Here is a 16,277-nt window from a genome sequence, read left to right on the forward strand (position 1 = left end):
GTGAGAAGTATACACTACAAAAAGCCGACTACTGGATCGACTATACTCATATCTCTACGTCGCCTTCGTCAGCAGACATTTTGTTGTTTGAGCCACCGTGCAGCACTTCCAGTAACTCTTTGATCTGATAAACCGTTGTGTTGTAGCGATTGCCAAGAATAATGATAACGAATTCATCTTTAGGGCTGAACCAGAACATGGTATTATAGCCTTTCCACCATCCGGAGTGATAAATGTATTCGGGCTGGTTCGAATCGTTGAGCATCATCCGGAAGCCGTACCCATAATTTTTTGTGCCTTTCCGCTCAAAACTGCGCGGTACAAATGCTTCCGCAAGGTTTTTCTTCTGCAACAGGCAGTCTCCATTCAAGGCTCGGTACCAGCGAAACAGATCGCCTGTTGTCGAGTAAATTCCCTTATCCCCAACTACATCGTCGTAATAATCCTTTGGAATACGTCGATTCCACTGATAGCCCGCTGTTCGATGATAGTTAATAGAATCATTTTTGGTGGTTGCCACAAACGTGTGATGCATACCCAACGGCTCGAAAATATTCTTATGGATATAGGCTTCATACGTTTGCCCCGTTACTTTTTCAATGATCGAGGCCAGTACCATGTAATTTGTATTGCTGTAACTGAACCCCCGGCCCGGGATATTATACCGTTGGGGAGTTGGTTTGACAGTAGCAAACCAATGCATGATTGTTGAATTAGTGGGGTACGGCTTTTCTTTTTTGTAGAAATTCACCTTCATACTATCATCAAAGGCGTATTGATAATTAGGCAAGCCACTCCGATGACTTAGCAGCTCTCGAATGCTAATACCATGATAAGGAAAATCGGGATAAAATTTCTGAATGGTATCTTCAAAATTCAGTTTTCCGGCTTCTATAAGCTTCAAGGTGCCCACTGCAGTAAACGTCTTGGAGAGTGAAGCCAACTGGAATTTGGAATCATCAACGAGGGTATCCCGTTCGCTCCGTTCGAAATGCCCTAAACCAAAGCATTTCTTATAAAGAACCAGTCCTTTCTGGGCAATCAGTACATTACCATTCAGGCCACTACGTACTTTCTGACGAAAGATGTCTTCAATCTTTTGCGTTTTTTCATCCGCTTTGATTTGTTTTCGGATGGCTGTCTGCTGCTTGGCATCAAGTACTTGATCTTGAGCACAGTTCTGCATTTTCTGCGCCAGCCGGGTATCAGAATTCTGCCCACATGACGCAACAAGTCCTATAAGTATAACGCTAAGCCAACTCCAGATTTTAGGTATTCTAAACATTCAACGCGCCTATTTCGCACTTTTCACACAATCCAACTTCCACAAAAATAAGAATTGCTCAATAGCAGCTATTGAGCCATTCGTTAAAATAACATGAAAGTCAATAAACTTATTGAGTGGCGCTATAAATTAAGGCAAGCTGCATTCAAAAATTAATCGATTATTTACCACGTCCCTGGGCCATAACCCGAAGTGTCTGGGCAATAATCCACATATCGAAAATGAATGAGCGTCGTTTTGGGTAAATCAAGTCATAACGCAGCCGTTGAACCATTTCCTCCACACTGGCTGCGTACCCATATTTAATTTGCCCAATCGACGTAATACCCGGTTTCACTTCCAGTAGAGAACGATATTCAGGAGCAATCTGTACGATCTGATCAATAAAGTACTGTCGTTCCGGCCGAGGACCTACTACCGACATGTCGCCTATTAACACATTGTAGAACTGTGGGATTTCATCGAGTCGGGTTTGGCGCATAAATCGTCCCCAGGGCGTAATTCGGCTATCGAGTAATCCACCCGATAAAACGGGACCAGACTTTTCCGCATCTACGTACATACTACGGAATTTGTAGATTTTAAAGGGTCTACCCCCACGTCCGATACGTTCCTGTGCGTAAAATGTTGGCCCTCTTGAAGTAAGCCGTGTAATAGTCGCCAATAACAGGAATATAGGCATACCCACCCCAAGAGCGGTCACTGAAAAAAGAACGTCGAATGAGCGTTTCAGTACATTGACCCTGAAATCGTTGAGTATACCGGGAGATAAATTCAGTACCGGTAAGAAGTCATGATACTCAACTGAGGCCCCGCGAGCCAGAAATCCTCTAAAATCAACTAATATCTTTACCTGATAATTACCAGCTTCCGCATTATCGACAATGGTTTTCAACCGGTCATTGTCCATATAAGTTAGGCAACAATAAACACAATCGATACTTTCTCGTTGAGCATAGTCTAAAAATTCACTATACGTTCCCGTAAGTTGGGTCTTGTTCTCTACGGTAGGATCGTCAAAGTAGCCACAGAAGCGAAACCCCATCTCTGGATGAGCCTCATAAAAACTATATATTGAAGCGGCTAGCTTACCATAACCAGCAATAGCGTAACGTCGGTTATTATACCCTCGAGCCCGGTATTCTCTTAAGAACACCAATCCCCCTAATCTGAACATTGACCCTAAACCTAAAAACAAGGTATAGGTTATTAAAACATGCTCCCGGGAATAATAATAACCCCTGATTGCCACCCAATAAATTGCTATCACTGCTATATGAACTGCAGTTAGGGTTAACAATTTTTTGAGTAGATGATCGGCCTTAAATAATTGACGGGGAAATGTATATGGCTTAAAGAGTAAAATCTCAATAAGCCAAATCAGATTAAATAATAACCAAAACGAGGAATATGGCGATGACGCTACGCCATCCAGCCTCTGAAACTTAAGCCAAAAGGCACCAACAAACGCTGTATTAAGGCTGATGAAATCAACAATTACATGAAGCGGGAAAAATAATATTGAGTATCGGTGCCTCATAACTGTTGCGTTTACAATTTACATATGATCAGTTAGACTGATTATAGACATAAAAGTAGCATGTCAAGATAGAGAGTTTTTCTAAATATTGTACTCGAGGGACCAAATTTATAGCCTAATTTATAATAAAACCAATAATAGTTCTAGAAAACATTCAAATAGGGACATAAACACCTTGATGAAAGTAGCTATCTTAGCAAAGAGAAACTACGTTACCGTACCAGCTGGCCTATCGATCACTTGTTATAGAAATTCCTATTTCAGTAACTCGCCAATCAGACACGCTTAAGCAGAAACAAGTATTTTGCCCATTATGTTAAAAGCGCTCCTCTCCCTCACTCGTCCAGCTAACCTTGTTACGGCGGTGGCCGATGTTCTGGCGGGTATGGCTATCTCAGGCTATTTTTTAAGTCCTAATCCAGCAGCAGCTCCAATTGGCTGGCTTTCTCTTGCTACAGTCTGTCTGTATGGTGGTGGAGTCGTGTTCAATGATGTGTTCGACGCCGAATTAGATGCCATTGAAAGACCGGAGCGGCCTATTCCGAGCGGAATTGTTAGCAAAACTATAGCTACCCTCTTAGGGTCAATTCTTTTAGCGACAGGAATTTTGTTATCCTTTATTGTCAACCAAACAGCGGGGTTACTGGCGGTTGGTATTGCTGTCGCTTCTCTTGTTTATGACCGATTCGGAAAACACCATAACTGGCTTGGCCCCATAAATATGGGCTTATGCCGTGGCTTAAATCTGCTGTTGGGAGTTAGTATTTTGCCCGAGCAAGTTTTGCCCTGGGTGTGGATTGGCGTAATACCTATTATTTACATTGGGGCAATCACTATGATTAGCCGGGGTGAAGTTCACGGCGGCAGTGCTACAACGTTACGTACTGCCGGACTGCTTTATGCACTTGTTATCGGCTGTGTAGCCGCTTTAGCCCAACGCCAGCATCAATTAGGAACAGCGTTTCCATTCCTCTTTTTGTTCGGATACTTTATCTTTCCACCGCTCTGGCGAGCCGTAAAGGAACCCATCGGACGAAATATTGGCCTGGCAGTGAAGGCGGGAGTACTATCGCTTATTGTAATGAATGCAGCTTGGGTAGCTGCTTTCGCGTCGTTTCCGCTAGCACTGCTGGTTATTTGTTTGCTGCCGCTATCACGTCTGCTAGCCAAACTATTCGCAGTTACTTAAAAATAGCAATCCCGGTCAGCTAAGAATATAAAATTTGTAGCTGACCGGGATTGCTATTTTTAAGTAACTAGGCGTTTGCAGGTGTGCAAAACTCTTCCAGCGCCATTTCAAGATGCTGAGCGATCATTTGCGCCGACCGACCTTCAATATGGTGCCGCTCGATGAAATGGACCAACTCGCCATCTTTAAAAATAGCGATAGAAGGCGATGAAGGTGGATATGGCAGCAGATATTCACGCATTTTAGCCGTTGCTTCCAAATCGCCACCCGCAAACACACTTACCATCTTATCCGGTTTTACTGGACTGGCCGCTAAAGCCGCTTTCACACCCGGACGAGCCGCGCCCGCAGCACAGCCACATACCGAATTGACAACAACAAGCATCGTGCCTTCAGCATTTTCCATGGTGTTGACCACGTCGTCGGCTGTGGTTAATTCTTCAAACCCGACACTTGTCAGGTCTTCCCGCATCGGGATAAGCAAATGAGGAGGATACATAGTTTTAGTAGTTAGCCATTAGTCAATTGCCGTCAGAGCTTCAGTCAACCACCGTTTTCTCTTACCTGACGACTTGTTTTTTTACATAAATCCAAGTTCTAATTTAGCAACTTCCGACATTAATTCGGTCGAATACGGTGGGTCGAACGTTAACTCGACGCTTACGTCGTTGACGCCTTCAATCGCCCGAACTTTCTCCTCGATTTCGGCCGGAATGGAACCGGCTGATGGGCACGAAGGCGAAGTGAGCGTCATCAAAATATATACGTTATTTACCGGGAATATTTTGATGTCGTAAATCAGGCCAAGCTCATAAACATCTACCGGAATTTCAGGGTCATAAACGCCTTTGAGGGCCAATACGACTTGTTCTTTCAGTTCTTCGTCTGTCATTGTTTTAACTAATTAATGACTTTTTTCTGACACGGCATACATTCGGCCGTAGGCTTTCATCCGTTCAATCATCGAGGCAAGCCCACCAGCCCGCAGCGACGTAATAAGGTTGCCCATGCCAACACGGGGAATAAAATACAGATCGGCATTGGCAATATCTTCGGGCTTTTCACCCGATAAAACGCGAATCAGCAAACCAACCAGCCCCTTTGAAATTTGAGCAGTCTGTTCGCTATCTCCGTAAAAATACAGCTTATCGTCCTTGAATTCAGCATCAACCCACACCTTGGATTGGCAGCCCATAATCCGATTTGCATCCGTTTTTTTCGATTCAGGCATCGGCGGTAGCTTTTTACCTAAATCAATAATGTATTGCGTCTTGTCGAGTTGGTCCTCGAACAAGTCGAATTCTTCGATAATCTCGTCCTGCTTTTCGTTGATTGTCATCTACTTACAGCATCATTTTTTGAACACGGCGTAAGCCCTGCACGAGCCGGTCAATCTCGTCTCTGGTATTGTAAACCGCAAACGACGCCCGCGTAGTTCCGGCAATGCCAAAGCGTTGCATAAGTGGCATCGTGCAGTGATGTCCGGTACGAACAGCAATACCCTGTTGATCCAGTATTACGCCTGTATCCTGATGATGAATTCCATCCATAACAAATGAAATCACCCCAATTTTATGCTTGGCCTGGCCAATAATTCGTAATCCTTCCAGTTCATTGAGTTGCTCCGTTGCATACCAAAGCAAATCGTTTTCGTGGGCGGCTATGTGCTCTTTGCCTAAACTATCCATGTATTCGAGCGCCGTTTTAACGGCCACTACGTCAGCGATGTTAGGCGTACCAGCTTCAAATTTGTAGGGCAGATCGTTATACGTTGTTTTAGCGAACGTAACTTCCTTGATCATTTCTCCACCACCCCGATAAGGCGGCATGGCATCCAGAATATCTTTCTTGCCATAGAGAACGCCCATCCCCGTAGGGCCATAGAGTTTGTGCGCCGAAAGCACATAAAAATCAGCATCAAGCGCCTGAACGTCAAGCTCAAGATGTGAACTGGCCTGTGCGCCATCGATTAGCACCACTGCCCCTACTTCATGCGCTTTGTCTATAATTGTCTTAACCGGATTAATCGTGCCCAGAGAATTTGATACGTGCACGCACGAAACGAATTTGGTACGTTCAGACAACATCTTCTCGTATTCTTCGAGAATAAGCTCGCCATTATCGTCTACAGGAATCACCTTCAGCACACATCCTTTTTCTTCACAAAGCATCTGCCAGGGAACAATATTGGAATGGTGTTCCATCGTGGAGATGATAATCTCATCGCCTTCTTTCAGAAACCGGCGTCCGTAGGTTTGCGCAACCAGATTGATGCCATCAGTAGTGCCATAGGTAAAAATAATTTCCTGCCAATGCTTTGCGTTCAGGAATGCCTGGATGGCGCGCCGGGAAGCTTCAAAAGCAGCCGTTGCCTGCTCGGCCAGATGGTGAATACCCCGGTGAATATTGGCATTATACCCTTCGTAATAACGAGTTAGTGCATTAATGACAGGCAACGGTTTTTGATTGGTAGCTGCATTGTCGAAATACACTAACGGCCGACCGTTCACTTCCTGATCGAGAATAGGAAAGTCACGGCGAATTTTCTGAATATCGAGGGGAGTTTCTATGGCTGATTGCATGTTGTATTCGTACTGAAAAGAGGGCAAATAACGATAAGGCTGACTGAAAAGTCATTAATAAAACGTAAAGAAAGGGTGATAAGGTTCGTACTTATTGCCGATGCAGAACAATTACCTGATTACGTAATGTTTGATTCTGGCGGAAGTTGTCGTCGGCAATTAACACGAGGGTTTGCTTTTGTTCATCTGCCCAGGCCATCGCTTCCAGGTTACAGACGATCCCCGGAAACTGCCGCCCGAAATCAAAAGCCAGCTCTTTTGTAAACGTATGCGTCTGTTCATTCGGCGTTGCGACGTACAGATTGGCCGTAACGCGCTTTTGGCTGGCGTCATAGCATCGTTCAAGAACCAGCACACGTGTATCGTCTATCGCCAGAATTTCCGAAATCCCGCCTAATCGCTCCTCGCTCTGCGCAAACGAGCAACGGTTCATGGGGTAAGCAAATCGCTCAACGACAGGATCAACTGCGGTAGGGACCGGATAACGATAGAACGTAACTGTATCTTGATTTATCCGTGTTTCACCTTCCCAGCCTGCTTCTGGCGCAATCCACAACGTATTGGCGGGTGTTACGGCTATGGCCTCAAGCCCCTTATTCGGGCCGGGTAAAGGCATTTTTAAAAGCACTTTGTTGACAGTGTCACCAACAGATTTCCCGTAAAGCAACGACGTAACAAATTCGTGCTCATCGGTCCAGAAATACATAGCGGTCAATGAGTAGTACCGAACGCTCTCAAACCAGAAAGGCGTTTTCTGAGCCAGTTTGAGGTGCGAACCGTCGATCAGGTCCTGAGTTTTATGGATGTTCGAAAAGACGAAATGCCAGCCCCGATCACTAACCAGATGCCACTCGCCGGAGGATGGAATAATATCCAACCCAGAAATTCCCCTCAAACTATCGGTGATAAACGGAAGAGTTAATGAATCCCCTCAAATTCAAAATTCAGTGCCTGGCCAGAAGCAGCCCCTGAGAGTTGAAAAAAAACTAGAAGTAACAGCAATGAACGCATAGATGGGATGGAATTGGGGACAATAAAAAATGGATAATGACTATTAGTAAGGCATTATCCATTTCTCATTAACCAGTATTTATTCCCTAAGACTACTTCGTCAACTTCTCGGTCACAACTCGTTCGAGGTATTCGCGTATCGGCTGGATTTTAATTTGACTGAGTACGTCCTGCGAGAAAGCGTAGAGTAATAATGTTCGGGCTTCATCCTTCGGAATCCCTCGTGAGCGCATGTAGAACAAGGCTTCATCATTGAGCTTGCCTGTCGTTGTCCCGTGTGAACATTTTACGTCGTCAGCAAAAATTTCAAGCTGAGGTTTTGTGTTCATCGATGCACCGGGCGACAGCACTACGTTCTTACACGACTGGTAAGCATTGGTTTTTTGTGCATCAGGACGAACGAAGATCTTGCCATTAAATACGCCCGTGCTGTTATCATCCAGAATGCCTTTATATAATTCGTTGCTGTACGAGTTCGGCATAGCATGATCGACCAGCGTATGGTTATCCACATGCTGACGGCCGTTAGGCATGTACAAACCATACATAAAGGCTTCAGCATGCTGACCATTCAGCACAATATTCAGATTGTTACGAACGAAGTTACCGTTAAGTGTGACGGTAGCCGAATAAAAATGGCTGTTATCGGCCTGATTAACCTGAGTTGTGCCAATATGATACGCTTTCTCGGTTTCGTTCTGCACTTTGTAGTACTGCATTCGGGCATCGCGCTCAAGCACAATTTCCGTTACAACATTCACGAAACTTGCCTGTTCGCCCAGCGTCCGATACGATTCGGCCATCATAACTTCGGCGTTTTTGCCAACGATGATGAGGTTGCGAGGTTGCGACGAAATATTTTTCTGGCGAGCATCGGTAATAAACCGGAGTATTATCGGCTGCTCAACCACTGTATTAGTAGGCACCCGAACAACGACACCGTCGTTGGCAAAAGCTGTATTGAGGGCCGTGAATGCATTCTCCTGGTAATCGGCATAATGCGCGAAGTGCGCGCCAATAAACTCAGAATCAGCTTTGATTGCTTCCGCAAAACTTGTGATCTGCACCTGATCAGCAGGACTAACAATCCGGGATAACTCGGCATGGTACCGGCCATTCACAAAATACAGAATGTTCCCGTCGAGATTTGGTATCTCCAAAGGAGCCAGATCTTCGGTCGTTAACGTAGTCGTTTCGTCAAGATCAAACGACTCTTTCAATATCCCATTAACACTAGAATATTTCCATTCTTCGTGCCGGATGGTTGGAAAGCCTAACAGGTCAAATTGTTTTAAAGCAGCCCGACGGAGTTGATGCAACGGAGCTTTGCGCTCGCCGTTCATCCGCTCTTCGTTATCGCGGAAAGCTGCCAGCAACTGGTTTTTAAAATCGCTATATGATGCGTAAGATGGAGTCATTTTGTTCATGATGAATGATTGAATGATAAATGATGGATGATCTGCTTTGAAATCATTTATCATTCATCATTTATCATTGAAATTAGACGGCTTCGGCTCTGATCCAGTCGTACCCTTTTTCTTCCAGTTCGAGGGCCAGTTCTTTCGGTCCTGATTTTACGATACGTCCCTGATACAATACGTGTACATAATCGGGCACGATGTAATCGAGCAGCCGCTGGTAGTGCGTTACAACAATAGTAGCCCGTTCTGGCGAACGCAGCTTATTTACACCATCGGCAACAATACGTAATGCATCGATATCCAGGCCCGAATCGGTCTCGTCCAGAATAGCCAGCTTAGGTTCAAGCATAGCCATCTGAAATATTTCGTTCCGCTTTTTTTCTCCACCCGAAAAGCCCTCGTTCAGCGAGCGGCTCAGCAAAGACTGGTCGATGTTAACGAGTTTCATTTTCTCTTTCATCAACTTCAGAAATTGCACAGCATCGAGCGGGTCCTGCCCACGGTGCTTTCTGATTTCATTAAGAGCGGTTTTCAAAAAGTTGGTTGTGCTGACCCCCGGAATCTCGACCGGATACTGAAACGCCAGAAAAATTCCTTCAGCGGCCCGTTCTTCGGGCGCCATTTCCAGAAGGTCGCGACCTTCGAATAAAACGCTGCCACCCGTTACGTCGTAGTCTTCCCGACCAGCCAGTACTGATGCCAGTGTGCTCTTACCAGCCCCGTTAGGACCCATAATAGCATGAACTTCACCAGCATTAACCTCCAGGTCAAGACCTTTCAATATCTGCTTATCGCCAATAAAGGCTTGTAAATTACTGATGGATAACATAATAAAAAGTTAGCGTAACGGCTAAATGAAGCCGCAAAGATAACAGACGAAACAGTATCTGTTTTGCTTCGATAACAAAATCAGGCACTTAAAAGTTGATGCTGTCCGGTATATTATCCGCTTTCCTTATTACCAGTCTACTTCCTGTTTGTCGTGCCAGAACTTACCCGTCTCGGATTGGGGGCATCGGTAGCCAGCCATACAATCGTTTCGGCCCCTTTTTCAACAGACCGACTGGCATGTGGCCCACCCATGTCCGTACGTACCCATCCCGGATCGACACAGTTAACGGAAATATTATGCGGTTTTAAAGCCCCCGCAAATTGTTTGGTCACGGCATTCAGAGCAGTTTTTGAAATGCTGTAAGCCGGCGCGTACGTATTCATGTCTTTCAGAGAAGCCGCTCCACTCGATACGTTAATAATACGTGCACCCTGCTGGCTTTTCTGCAAATGCTGCATAAAATCCTGGGTAACCAGTATCGGGCCAATTACGTTGGATTTCAGCGTACGGTCGAGCATCTCCGTATTTAGCTTGAGGATGTTCTCGCCATGATCCTCCAATATGCCCGCATTGTTGATCAATACGTCCAGATGGTCAGCTTTTTGCGAAAACGTACCACAGGCTGTCCGAATACTAACCGGATCATTAACGTCGATTTCTATAAAGGTGGATTCGTAGCCCTGTCGGCACAACTCTTCAGACGTTTCACGGCCTTTGGCAAGATCGCGTGAGCCGATAAATACAGCAAAGCCCCGCTGAGCCAGTTGCCGGGCAATCTCTTTACCAATTCCTTTATTGGCACCCGTGATAAAGGCAGTACGCTGGTGGTTGGTTTTCATAACGGTTATGTTGTGGGGTGGGTAAATACGAATCGTTTTTTGTTTTCCTTTCTATCTACTTTAGTCACCACCAAAATGTTTACGGGCTAAGCCGTATACTCAAGTAAATAACCGTTCACTCAGATATGTTAGAGGATTTAATATTTTAGCGACTAATCTTACATAATTAATTTACCAACTATGAATTCGATTAAATCCTTTTGTCCTTTATTGATGATGCTTGTTTTGGCAGTTGGGGGCTCGTTTGCGCAAAGCAGTAGCACGACGGCTACTCAACCGATGTCGACTACCAGCACAAACAGGATGCAGGACCTTTATGATCAGTATCACGGCGTTTCGAAGAAACCAGCAACAACGACCTCTACCCCAACTTCTGCACCAGCAGCCGTATCTACACCTGCGCCACCAGCACGTCGGGCTAGTGAGTACAATAACCCACAGCCAGTCGCCACCAGTCGGCCCAAAAGTGCGGATGCAGACGCAAATATGTCGGGAGTTCGAGTTGGAATACGGGGTGGAATTACGAATACGTTTTTCACGGAAGAGCAGTCGCTGATAAAATCAGATATAGGGTATGTGGGTGGATTGACATTCAACTTTGGTGCAGGCACATTTTCCTTTCAACCGGAGGTCAATTATGCGCGTTACGGTTTGAAAGTGAATGATGATTTTACGGGTGTGTCGGTAAAAGGGGCGGCCGATGTGATTGAGGTACCACTGTTACTTAAACTATCAACAGGCACTTACGCGGGTCATCGGTTTTTTATAAATATTGGGCCCTACGGCTCTTATCTGGCTGGGGTGAGTGCAAACGGCAAAAAAGTACCGATTGATGATTCTATCAGTCGGTTCGGGTTTGGCGCAGCAGCCGGTATTGGAGTCGCCCTGAAAGCCGGACCCGGCCATGTTACGCTGGAAGGACGGGGATTGTATTCGTTCGGTGATACACAGGATGGATTTAGCACCGATAGTAGAGCCATACGCAGCCAATTGACGGTTGGTTACGTATTCCCATTAGGGAGTCGGTAAACTATTATAATTTCTCATAGAGTGGGTTTTTAGAATGGCGACGACCGCTTGGGCGTCGCCATTTTTGTTGAGCTAATACGTAGCGCCCTAACCCTGCTTTTTAATTCTGGACATTCCTGTAGCTTCCTGCGATTTGACCGTTGGGTTACCTGTATAGTTGAGTACACTGACACCATCTGCCGATGCGGATAGCGTTTCTGTTACGTGGACATCGGCCCGGCTGGCTCCATTGAGGTCAATTGTCGCCCGTGCAATGGTTAGTTTATCAGCCTCGAGCTTACCGGCTCCCGACAGATGAACCGTTGCTTCTTTAGCAGTTCCCCGCAGGGTAGCCTGTGACCCTTCTTTCACGGTTAAGTTTAGCTTTTGGGTACCGATCGCCGTTATCAGACGGCTGCCTGTTTCGACTGAGGTGGTTAGTGATTCACTCTGTATGGGTAGATCCGATTCGACACTACAGCCCGTACTGATCAGAATCTGACTGAGTTTGGCAACATGAATAGTTACGGTTACCGTTTTCGTTTGTTTGAAGGTTTGCTTATCCGACAGCATCACCGTCAGTTCGCCATTTTTTACGTCGGTTATTACGTGAGTGAGCACGTTGCTTTCGCCCTCCAGCTCAGCTTTACCAGCATCGCCTGCGATGATCCGTACACGCATTCCTACTCGCACAGCTAACTTGCTGAAACTACTAACCGTACGTTGTTGAGTCACTACCTGACCATTCCCAACTATCCCATTCTGCGCAAAGGTGATCTGACATAGCAAGAGTAGCAGCGAAAAAGCGATTGTCAATGTTTTCATAAGAGATCAGGATTTACTGGTTAATGATCAGATAGCCAGCCCAAATCTGGCAAAAAAAAAGTGCTCAATTAGAGCACTTTAGGCGAATAACGATATAAGAATATCATTTGTTAAACAATTTTAGTGTCCGTTACTACAAACCAGACTACTGTTACTACGGCTGATGAGGTATTAAAAAAGCAGTTTCCAACCATTGAAAAATAAATCTTTACCTGGTTGACCTGACCACTGACGAGGTGCCTCTTCGGGCTCGGCAGGGGCTGCTTCTTTTTGAACAACAATAGCCGATATGCCTTTTTTAGCGAGCGAGCGGCAAATATCTTTTGTCGTATCCGTTGCATTTCCGACCATCAACCCTACTGTTTCTTCATTCGTTTTCATAGCTACCGTTCTGTTGTATGTGCAAACAATTTTTTTGGTAAAATTTTTAGATGCCTTCGCCCAGCGCCTGAGCGGCTTTGAATACCTGCTGTGTCAGCTGGCAAACATTAGGCTCTCCCAACACTTGTGAGTACCGTTCTCCAACCCGATCCCAGGCTTCTGAAACTGCAGGTTGCAGCGCTTCTCCTTCTTCTGTTGGGAAAATCAACGTCTTCTTCCCTTCCGACTCCCGCCGGACCAACCGTTTCTGCTCTAATTTCTCGACTAACCGTGTTATGGTTGAAGGCGTCAGATACAACGTTTCGCTTAATTGCGATGGACTAATACCGGGCTGAGATACTACTTCACACAATAGGTACGCATGTGAATAGCACAAACCAAAGCGACCAAATTCCTCGTCTCCGATTGCTGTAATTGCTCGCGCCAGGGCGTTTGCGGAGAACAGTAAACAAGCATTAAAACGTGTTGTGGTTTTCTCTTCTTCGACTACAGTTACGGAATTCCCCTTCGTCATAATTTCTATTTCGATACTATGTCAACAAAGGTATAGCTTATATTTGTATGTGCAAACAAAAATTTAAAAATTTTAGTCAGGCTAGAGAATCGCTGACTAACCTAGCCTAAAAAGAAGATTATTTTCTTGGCAAATGTACCTCAGCTATCATACAGCGAGCCGAACCGCCACCATTGCCTTCGATGGTTGACAGATCAAAGTGATGAAGCGTAGCATAATCATCCAAAATATCGATCTGTTTAGGCGTAAGCGATTCAAAGGCACGTGTCGACATCACCAATAACTTTTCCCCTTTCTTCGTCAAGATCATCAACATATTCCCGGCAAAGTTGGCCATTTGTTCCAGAGAGATGTCAACGATTCGTTTGTTCAGCCGCTCCAGTTCCTGCCGAACCATTAGCCGCTCGTCAGGATCGGTAATTGCCGCCAGACACACGATAGCCATTATGTCTGTAATACACATCAGTACGTTGGTGTGGTAAATCGCCTTACCAGTAGCATCGGCAGCCCGGAATGGCACAATCCGGTAACCTGTCTGGCGCGCAAACTCGGCCAGTACGTCGGGATGTGTGCGGGACGATAAGCAGGCAAACGCTACGCGGCTCATGCGATCAAGCACTAAACTGCCGGTTCCTTCCAGAAATTTACCTTCCTGCTCAAAGTGCGTCAGATCGACAACACGGGCGATGTGAAACCGTTTGCCAAGATCATCGATGATATCCTGCCGTCGTTCGAGCCGGCGGTTTTCGGCTTGCATTGGATACAGCACAACCGTTCCGCTGGCATGGAAGGACACCCAGTTATTTGGAAATATGGAATCAGGGGTATTGGCTTCCAGCGTATCGGCATAAACCGTTACGTCGACACCAAGTGCCTGCAGTTGGTGAGCCATTTCATCAAACTCACGCTGTGCATTTTCCTGAGCTATATCTTTGGGTTGTGCAGCCAGTTCAACATCCTGAAATGCATTCGATTCGGCTGTTTGTTCGTTGAAGGCGAATTGAACAGGGCGAATCATTAAAATACGAGAGGTAGCTTGGGATTGCATCGTAGTCGGCGTGTTGGTTAGTCAGTAAGTCAATACCACTGAAACTGTCAGCAAATTAGCACCGATGAATCAATTGTTCAACGATTGACTAAAAGCGTAACTCTTCTTTACTAATTCTTCTTTTCTCAATAAGCCCTTAATCGGTTGGCGGTCATCGATATTGGCATAGCTTACGGATTCAACCCAGCGCCATTTATTATGCCCATTCATTTAGTAACTAATGGGTTTATATCTCCTCCCTAAGCAGCGGCAGGCTCATGCAATGCGAACCTCCTCTCGCCCGCGACAATTCGGCGGAAGGCAGCATAATAAACGTATTCTTGATGGTTTCTGGCGATGATTGACCCTGCTCGAACCTGTCCAGCAGTTTAGCGGCCGGAACAACATCGAAACCAGCTTTGCGGAAGGCTTCTGCTGTTTTTTCGTTACGGTCGTATCCGACAACCACACCGTCTTTCAGCGCCAGCAGATTGCAGGAGTCTGTCCACTGCTCTCGCGCACCAAATGGAAATTCGTTATCGCCGGAGTAGATAAATTGTATTGGCTCAGTAGCCCCCAGATCAGTTTTGCTGATATCCGCCAGCAAATCTTCGAGGTTTTCGATTTCAATGGGTTTTTGCTCCTGCCCCTTGACAAACTGCAAAATTTTTAACTCTTCAGCCAGGTCTTTAGGCGCGAAGAAATGCAGTACGTCGCGCTGTTTCACTTCGTCGCCCGTTCGGGCGAGTGAGCCTAGCAGCACCCACACGTTACGTTTTACCTGCGTAAAAATCGTGTCGATGTGCATATAGTCCCGTTTTTTGGGAATCTTGATGATTGTGACTTTATCGACAAGATTTTTGCCGAACACCAGACGCATAACCTGTTGGGCGGCATAAAGCGTTGTTCGTTCACTGACGCCTATCAGCAAATGCCGTTTTGAAATCATCATCACATCGCCCCCTTCCAGCGTTGAGCGCGTTACGTCGCGGTTCGTATCCGAATCGGCCAATAAGAACGCATGCTGGTTATCCGGAATTTCGATAATGTTGTTCTGATAGTCAGCAAATAGTGGATGGTTAAAGAAAATATACTGCGTCAGTAGTGCTTCGCGGGTACGTGCAAGCTTGGCTGGTTTATTGAGCAGAATGTGATCGTTAATCACAATACCAATGTCGCGGGTGAAAATAAAATTGGGTAAAGGAGCAAACAGCATGGTCAGATCGGGTAATGAGCCCGAGATCATGATTTTTGCCAACTCAAGCGAATCGTATTGGTTGAGCTGTTGCTGGGTCCGGAATGATGTACGCTCAATACCGCAAATAGCGGCAATCAGACGGGTACGTATCGTTTCATCCGCCAGAATATCAGCCAGCAACGACTGGATATCGACGACCCGATCCGACCGGAAATAGGCGGGATGATCCGGCTTGTAAAACGACCGATCTGAGTCTGGACCCAGGGTATCTATTTTCCCTTTTACTTTATCGGGGTCAAGGAAATATAACAGAATCTTAACGTAATAATCGTACTCATCCCGGCGCATCATATCCAGATGCACGATGTCTTCAAACAACCAGTCCTGTGCTTTTGAAGGAACGACTTTACCCAACCCCCGGTCGGGGCTGTGGATGAGTAACCGCTTAAGCGTACCTATTTCGGAGGATACATTGATTTGTTTTACAACCGATGTGTCGAACGGATCAGTTGTTGCGTTTGTATCGCTTTCGATGGTTTGATTTTCATTTTCCATACTTCCTGGGCACTTACAAAATGAGTTTTTTCTCGCTGACAAGGTACGTCTTTAGCCCCTGAAAAGAAAA

17 protein-coding genes are annotated in these 16,277 nt (G+C 45.7%); 2 read left to right on the forward strand and 15 right to left on the reverse strand.

What is annotated here, in order from left to right:
- Positions 1–46 precede the first annotated feature (46 nt).
- Positions 47–1,186, reverse strand: coding sequence for a serine hydrolase domain-containing protein (locus tag LN737_RS01745; protein ID WP_405515683.1), 1,140 nt, complete (start codon positions 1,184–1,186; stop codon positions 47–49).
- Between the two features lie 259 nt (positions 1,187–1,445).
- Complete coding sequence (locus tag LN737_RS01750; RefSeq protein WP_405515685.1) at positions 1,446–2,825, reverse strand: sugar transferase; 1,380 nt, start codon at positions 2,823–2,825, stop codon at positions 1,446–1,448.
- 313 nt (positions 2,826–3,138) lie between these two features.
- Here LN737_RS01750 and eboC point away from each other — a divergent pair, with 313 nt between their 5' ends.
- Entirely contained in the window at positions 3,139–4,014 is an 876-nt protein-coding gene (gene eboC, locus LN737_RS01755) for a UbiA-like protein EboC (RefSeq protein ID WP_405515687.1), read from the forward strand.
- Positions 4,015–4,081: 67 nt separating this feature from the next.
- On the opposite strand, the gene LN737_RS01760 is transcribed toward eboC, so the two are convergent.
- From LN737_RS01760 to LN737_RS01795, 8 genes are all read right to left on the reverse strand, one after another.
- Positions 4,082–4,513 (reverse strand): BrxA/BrxB family bacilliredoxin, encoded by a 432-nt coding sequence (locus LN737_RS01760; protein WP_405515689.1) that lies wholly within the window; start codon positions 4,511–4,513, stop codon positions 4,082–4,084.
- Between the two features lie 81 nt (positions 4,514–4,594).
- The gene (locus tag LN737_RS01765) at positions 4,595–4,906 is read right to left on the reverse strand and encodes a DUF59 domain-containing protein (protein ID WP_191038809.1); all 312 of its coding nucleotides are present in this window, start codon (positions 4,904–4,906) and stop codon (positions 4,595–4,597) included.
- Between the two features lie 12 nt (positions 4,907–4,918).
- The gene (locus LN737_RS01770; protein WP_405515690.1) at positions 4,919–5,353 is read right to left on the reverse strand and encodes a SufE family protein; all 435 of its coding nucleotides are present in this window, start codon (positions 5,351–5,353) and stop codon (positions 4,919–4,921) included.
- Positions 5,354–5,357: 4 nt separating this feature from the next.
- On the reverse strand, positions 5,358–6,596 hold the full coding sequence (locus LN737_RS01775) for a cysteine desulfurase (protein WP_405515692.1): 1,239 nt from the start codon (positions 6,594–6,596) through the stop codon (positions 5,358–5,360).
- A 91-nt stretch (positions 6,597–6,687) separates the two neighbouring features.
- The gene (locus tag LN737_RS01780) at positions 6,688–7,491 is read right to left on the reverse strand and encodes an esterase-like activity of phytase family protein (protein ID WP_405515694.1); all 804 of its coding nucleotides are present in this window, start codon (positions 7,489–7,491) and stop codon (positions 6,688–6,690) included.
- Between the two features lie 208 nt (positions 7,492–7,699).
- Complete coding sequence (sufD, locus tag LN737_RS01785; RefSeq protein WP_405520277.1) at positions 7,700–9,025, reverse strand: Fe-S cluster assembly protein SufD; 1,326 nt, start codon at positions 9,023–9,025, stop codon at positions 7,700–7,702.
- A gap of 82 nt (positions 9,026–9,107) precedes the next feature.
- A complete protein-coding gene (gene sufC, locus LN737_RS01790; RefSeq protein WP_405515696.1) occupies positions 9,108–9,857 on the reverse strand; it encodes a Fe-S cluster assembly ATPase SufC in 750 nt (249 codons plus the stop codon).
- A 137-nt stretch (positions 9,858–9,994) separates the two neighbouring features.
- Positions 9,995–10,699 (reverse strand): SDR family NAD(P)-dependent oxidoreductase, encoded by a 705-nt coding sequence (locus LN737_RS01795; RefSeq protein ID WP_405515698.1) that lies wholly within the window; start codon positions 10,697–10,699, stop codon positions 9,995–9,997.
- Between the two features lie 180 nt (positions 10,700–10,879).
- Between LN737_RS01795 and LN737_RS01800 the strand changes: the two genes are divergently transcribed.
- A complete protein-coding gene (locus tag LN737_RS01800; RefSeq protein ID WP_405515700.1) occupies positions 10,880–11,728 on the forward strand; it encodes a porin family protein in 849 nt (282 codons plus the stop codon).
- A gap of 87 nt (positions 11,729–11,815) precedes the next feature.
- On the opposite strand, the gene LN737_RS01805 is transcribed toward LN737_RS01800, so the two are convergent.
- The 5 genes from LN737_RS01805 to LN737_RS01825 all read right to left on the reverse strand — a co-directional run bounded on the left by LN737_RS01805 (position 11,816) and on the right by LN737_RS01825 (position 16,207).
- On the reverse strand, positions 11,816–12,532 hold the full coding sequence (locus LN737_RS01805) for a head GIN domain-containing protein (protein ID WP_405515702.1): 717 nt from the start codon (positions 12,530–12,532) through the stop codon (positions 11,816–11,818).
- A gap of 171 nt (positions 12,533–12,703) precedes the next feature.
- The gene (locus tag LN737_RS01810) at positions 12,704–12,913 is read right to left on the reverse strand and encodes a hypothetical protein (RefSeq protein ID WP_405515703.1); all 210 of its coding nucleotides are present in this window, start codon (positions 12,911–12,913) and stop codon (positions 12,704–12,706) included.
- A 46-nt stretch (positions 12,914–12,959) separates the two neighbouring features.
- A complete protein-coding gene (locus LN737_RS01815) occupies positions 12,960–13,427 on the reverse strand; it encodes a MarR family winged helix-turn-helix transcriptional regulator (protein WP_405515705.1) in 468 nt (155 codons plus the stop codon).
- 118 nt (positions 13,428–13,545) lie between these two features.
- On the reverse strand, positions 13,546–14,475 hold the full coding sequence (gene ctlX, locus LN737_RS01820; RefSeq protein ID WP_405515707.1) for a citrulline utilization hydrolase CtlX: 930 nt from the start codon (positions 14,473–14,475) through the stop codon (positions 13,546–13,548).
- Positions 14,476–14,701: 226 nt separating this feature from the next.
- Positions 14,702–16,207, reverse strand: coding sequence for an arginine deiminase family protein (locus LN737_RS01825; RefSeq protein WP_405515708.1), 1,506 nt, complete (start codon positions 16,205–16,207; stop codon positions 14,702–14,704).
- Positions 16,208–16,277 lie beyond the last annotated feature (70 nt).

It is taken from the genome of Spirosoma sp. KNUC1025 (assembly GCF_045160025.1).
In the GTDB taxonomy this organism is placed as follows: Bacteria; Bacteroidota; Bacteroidia; order Cytophagales; family Spirosomataceae; genus Spirosoma.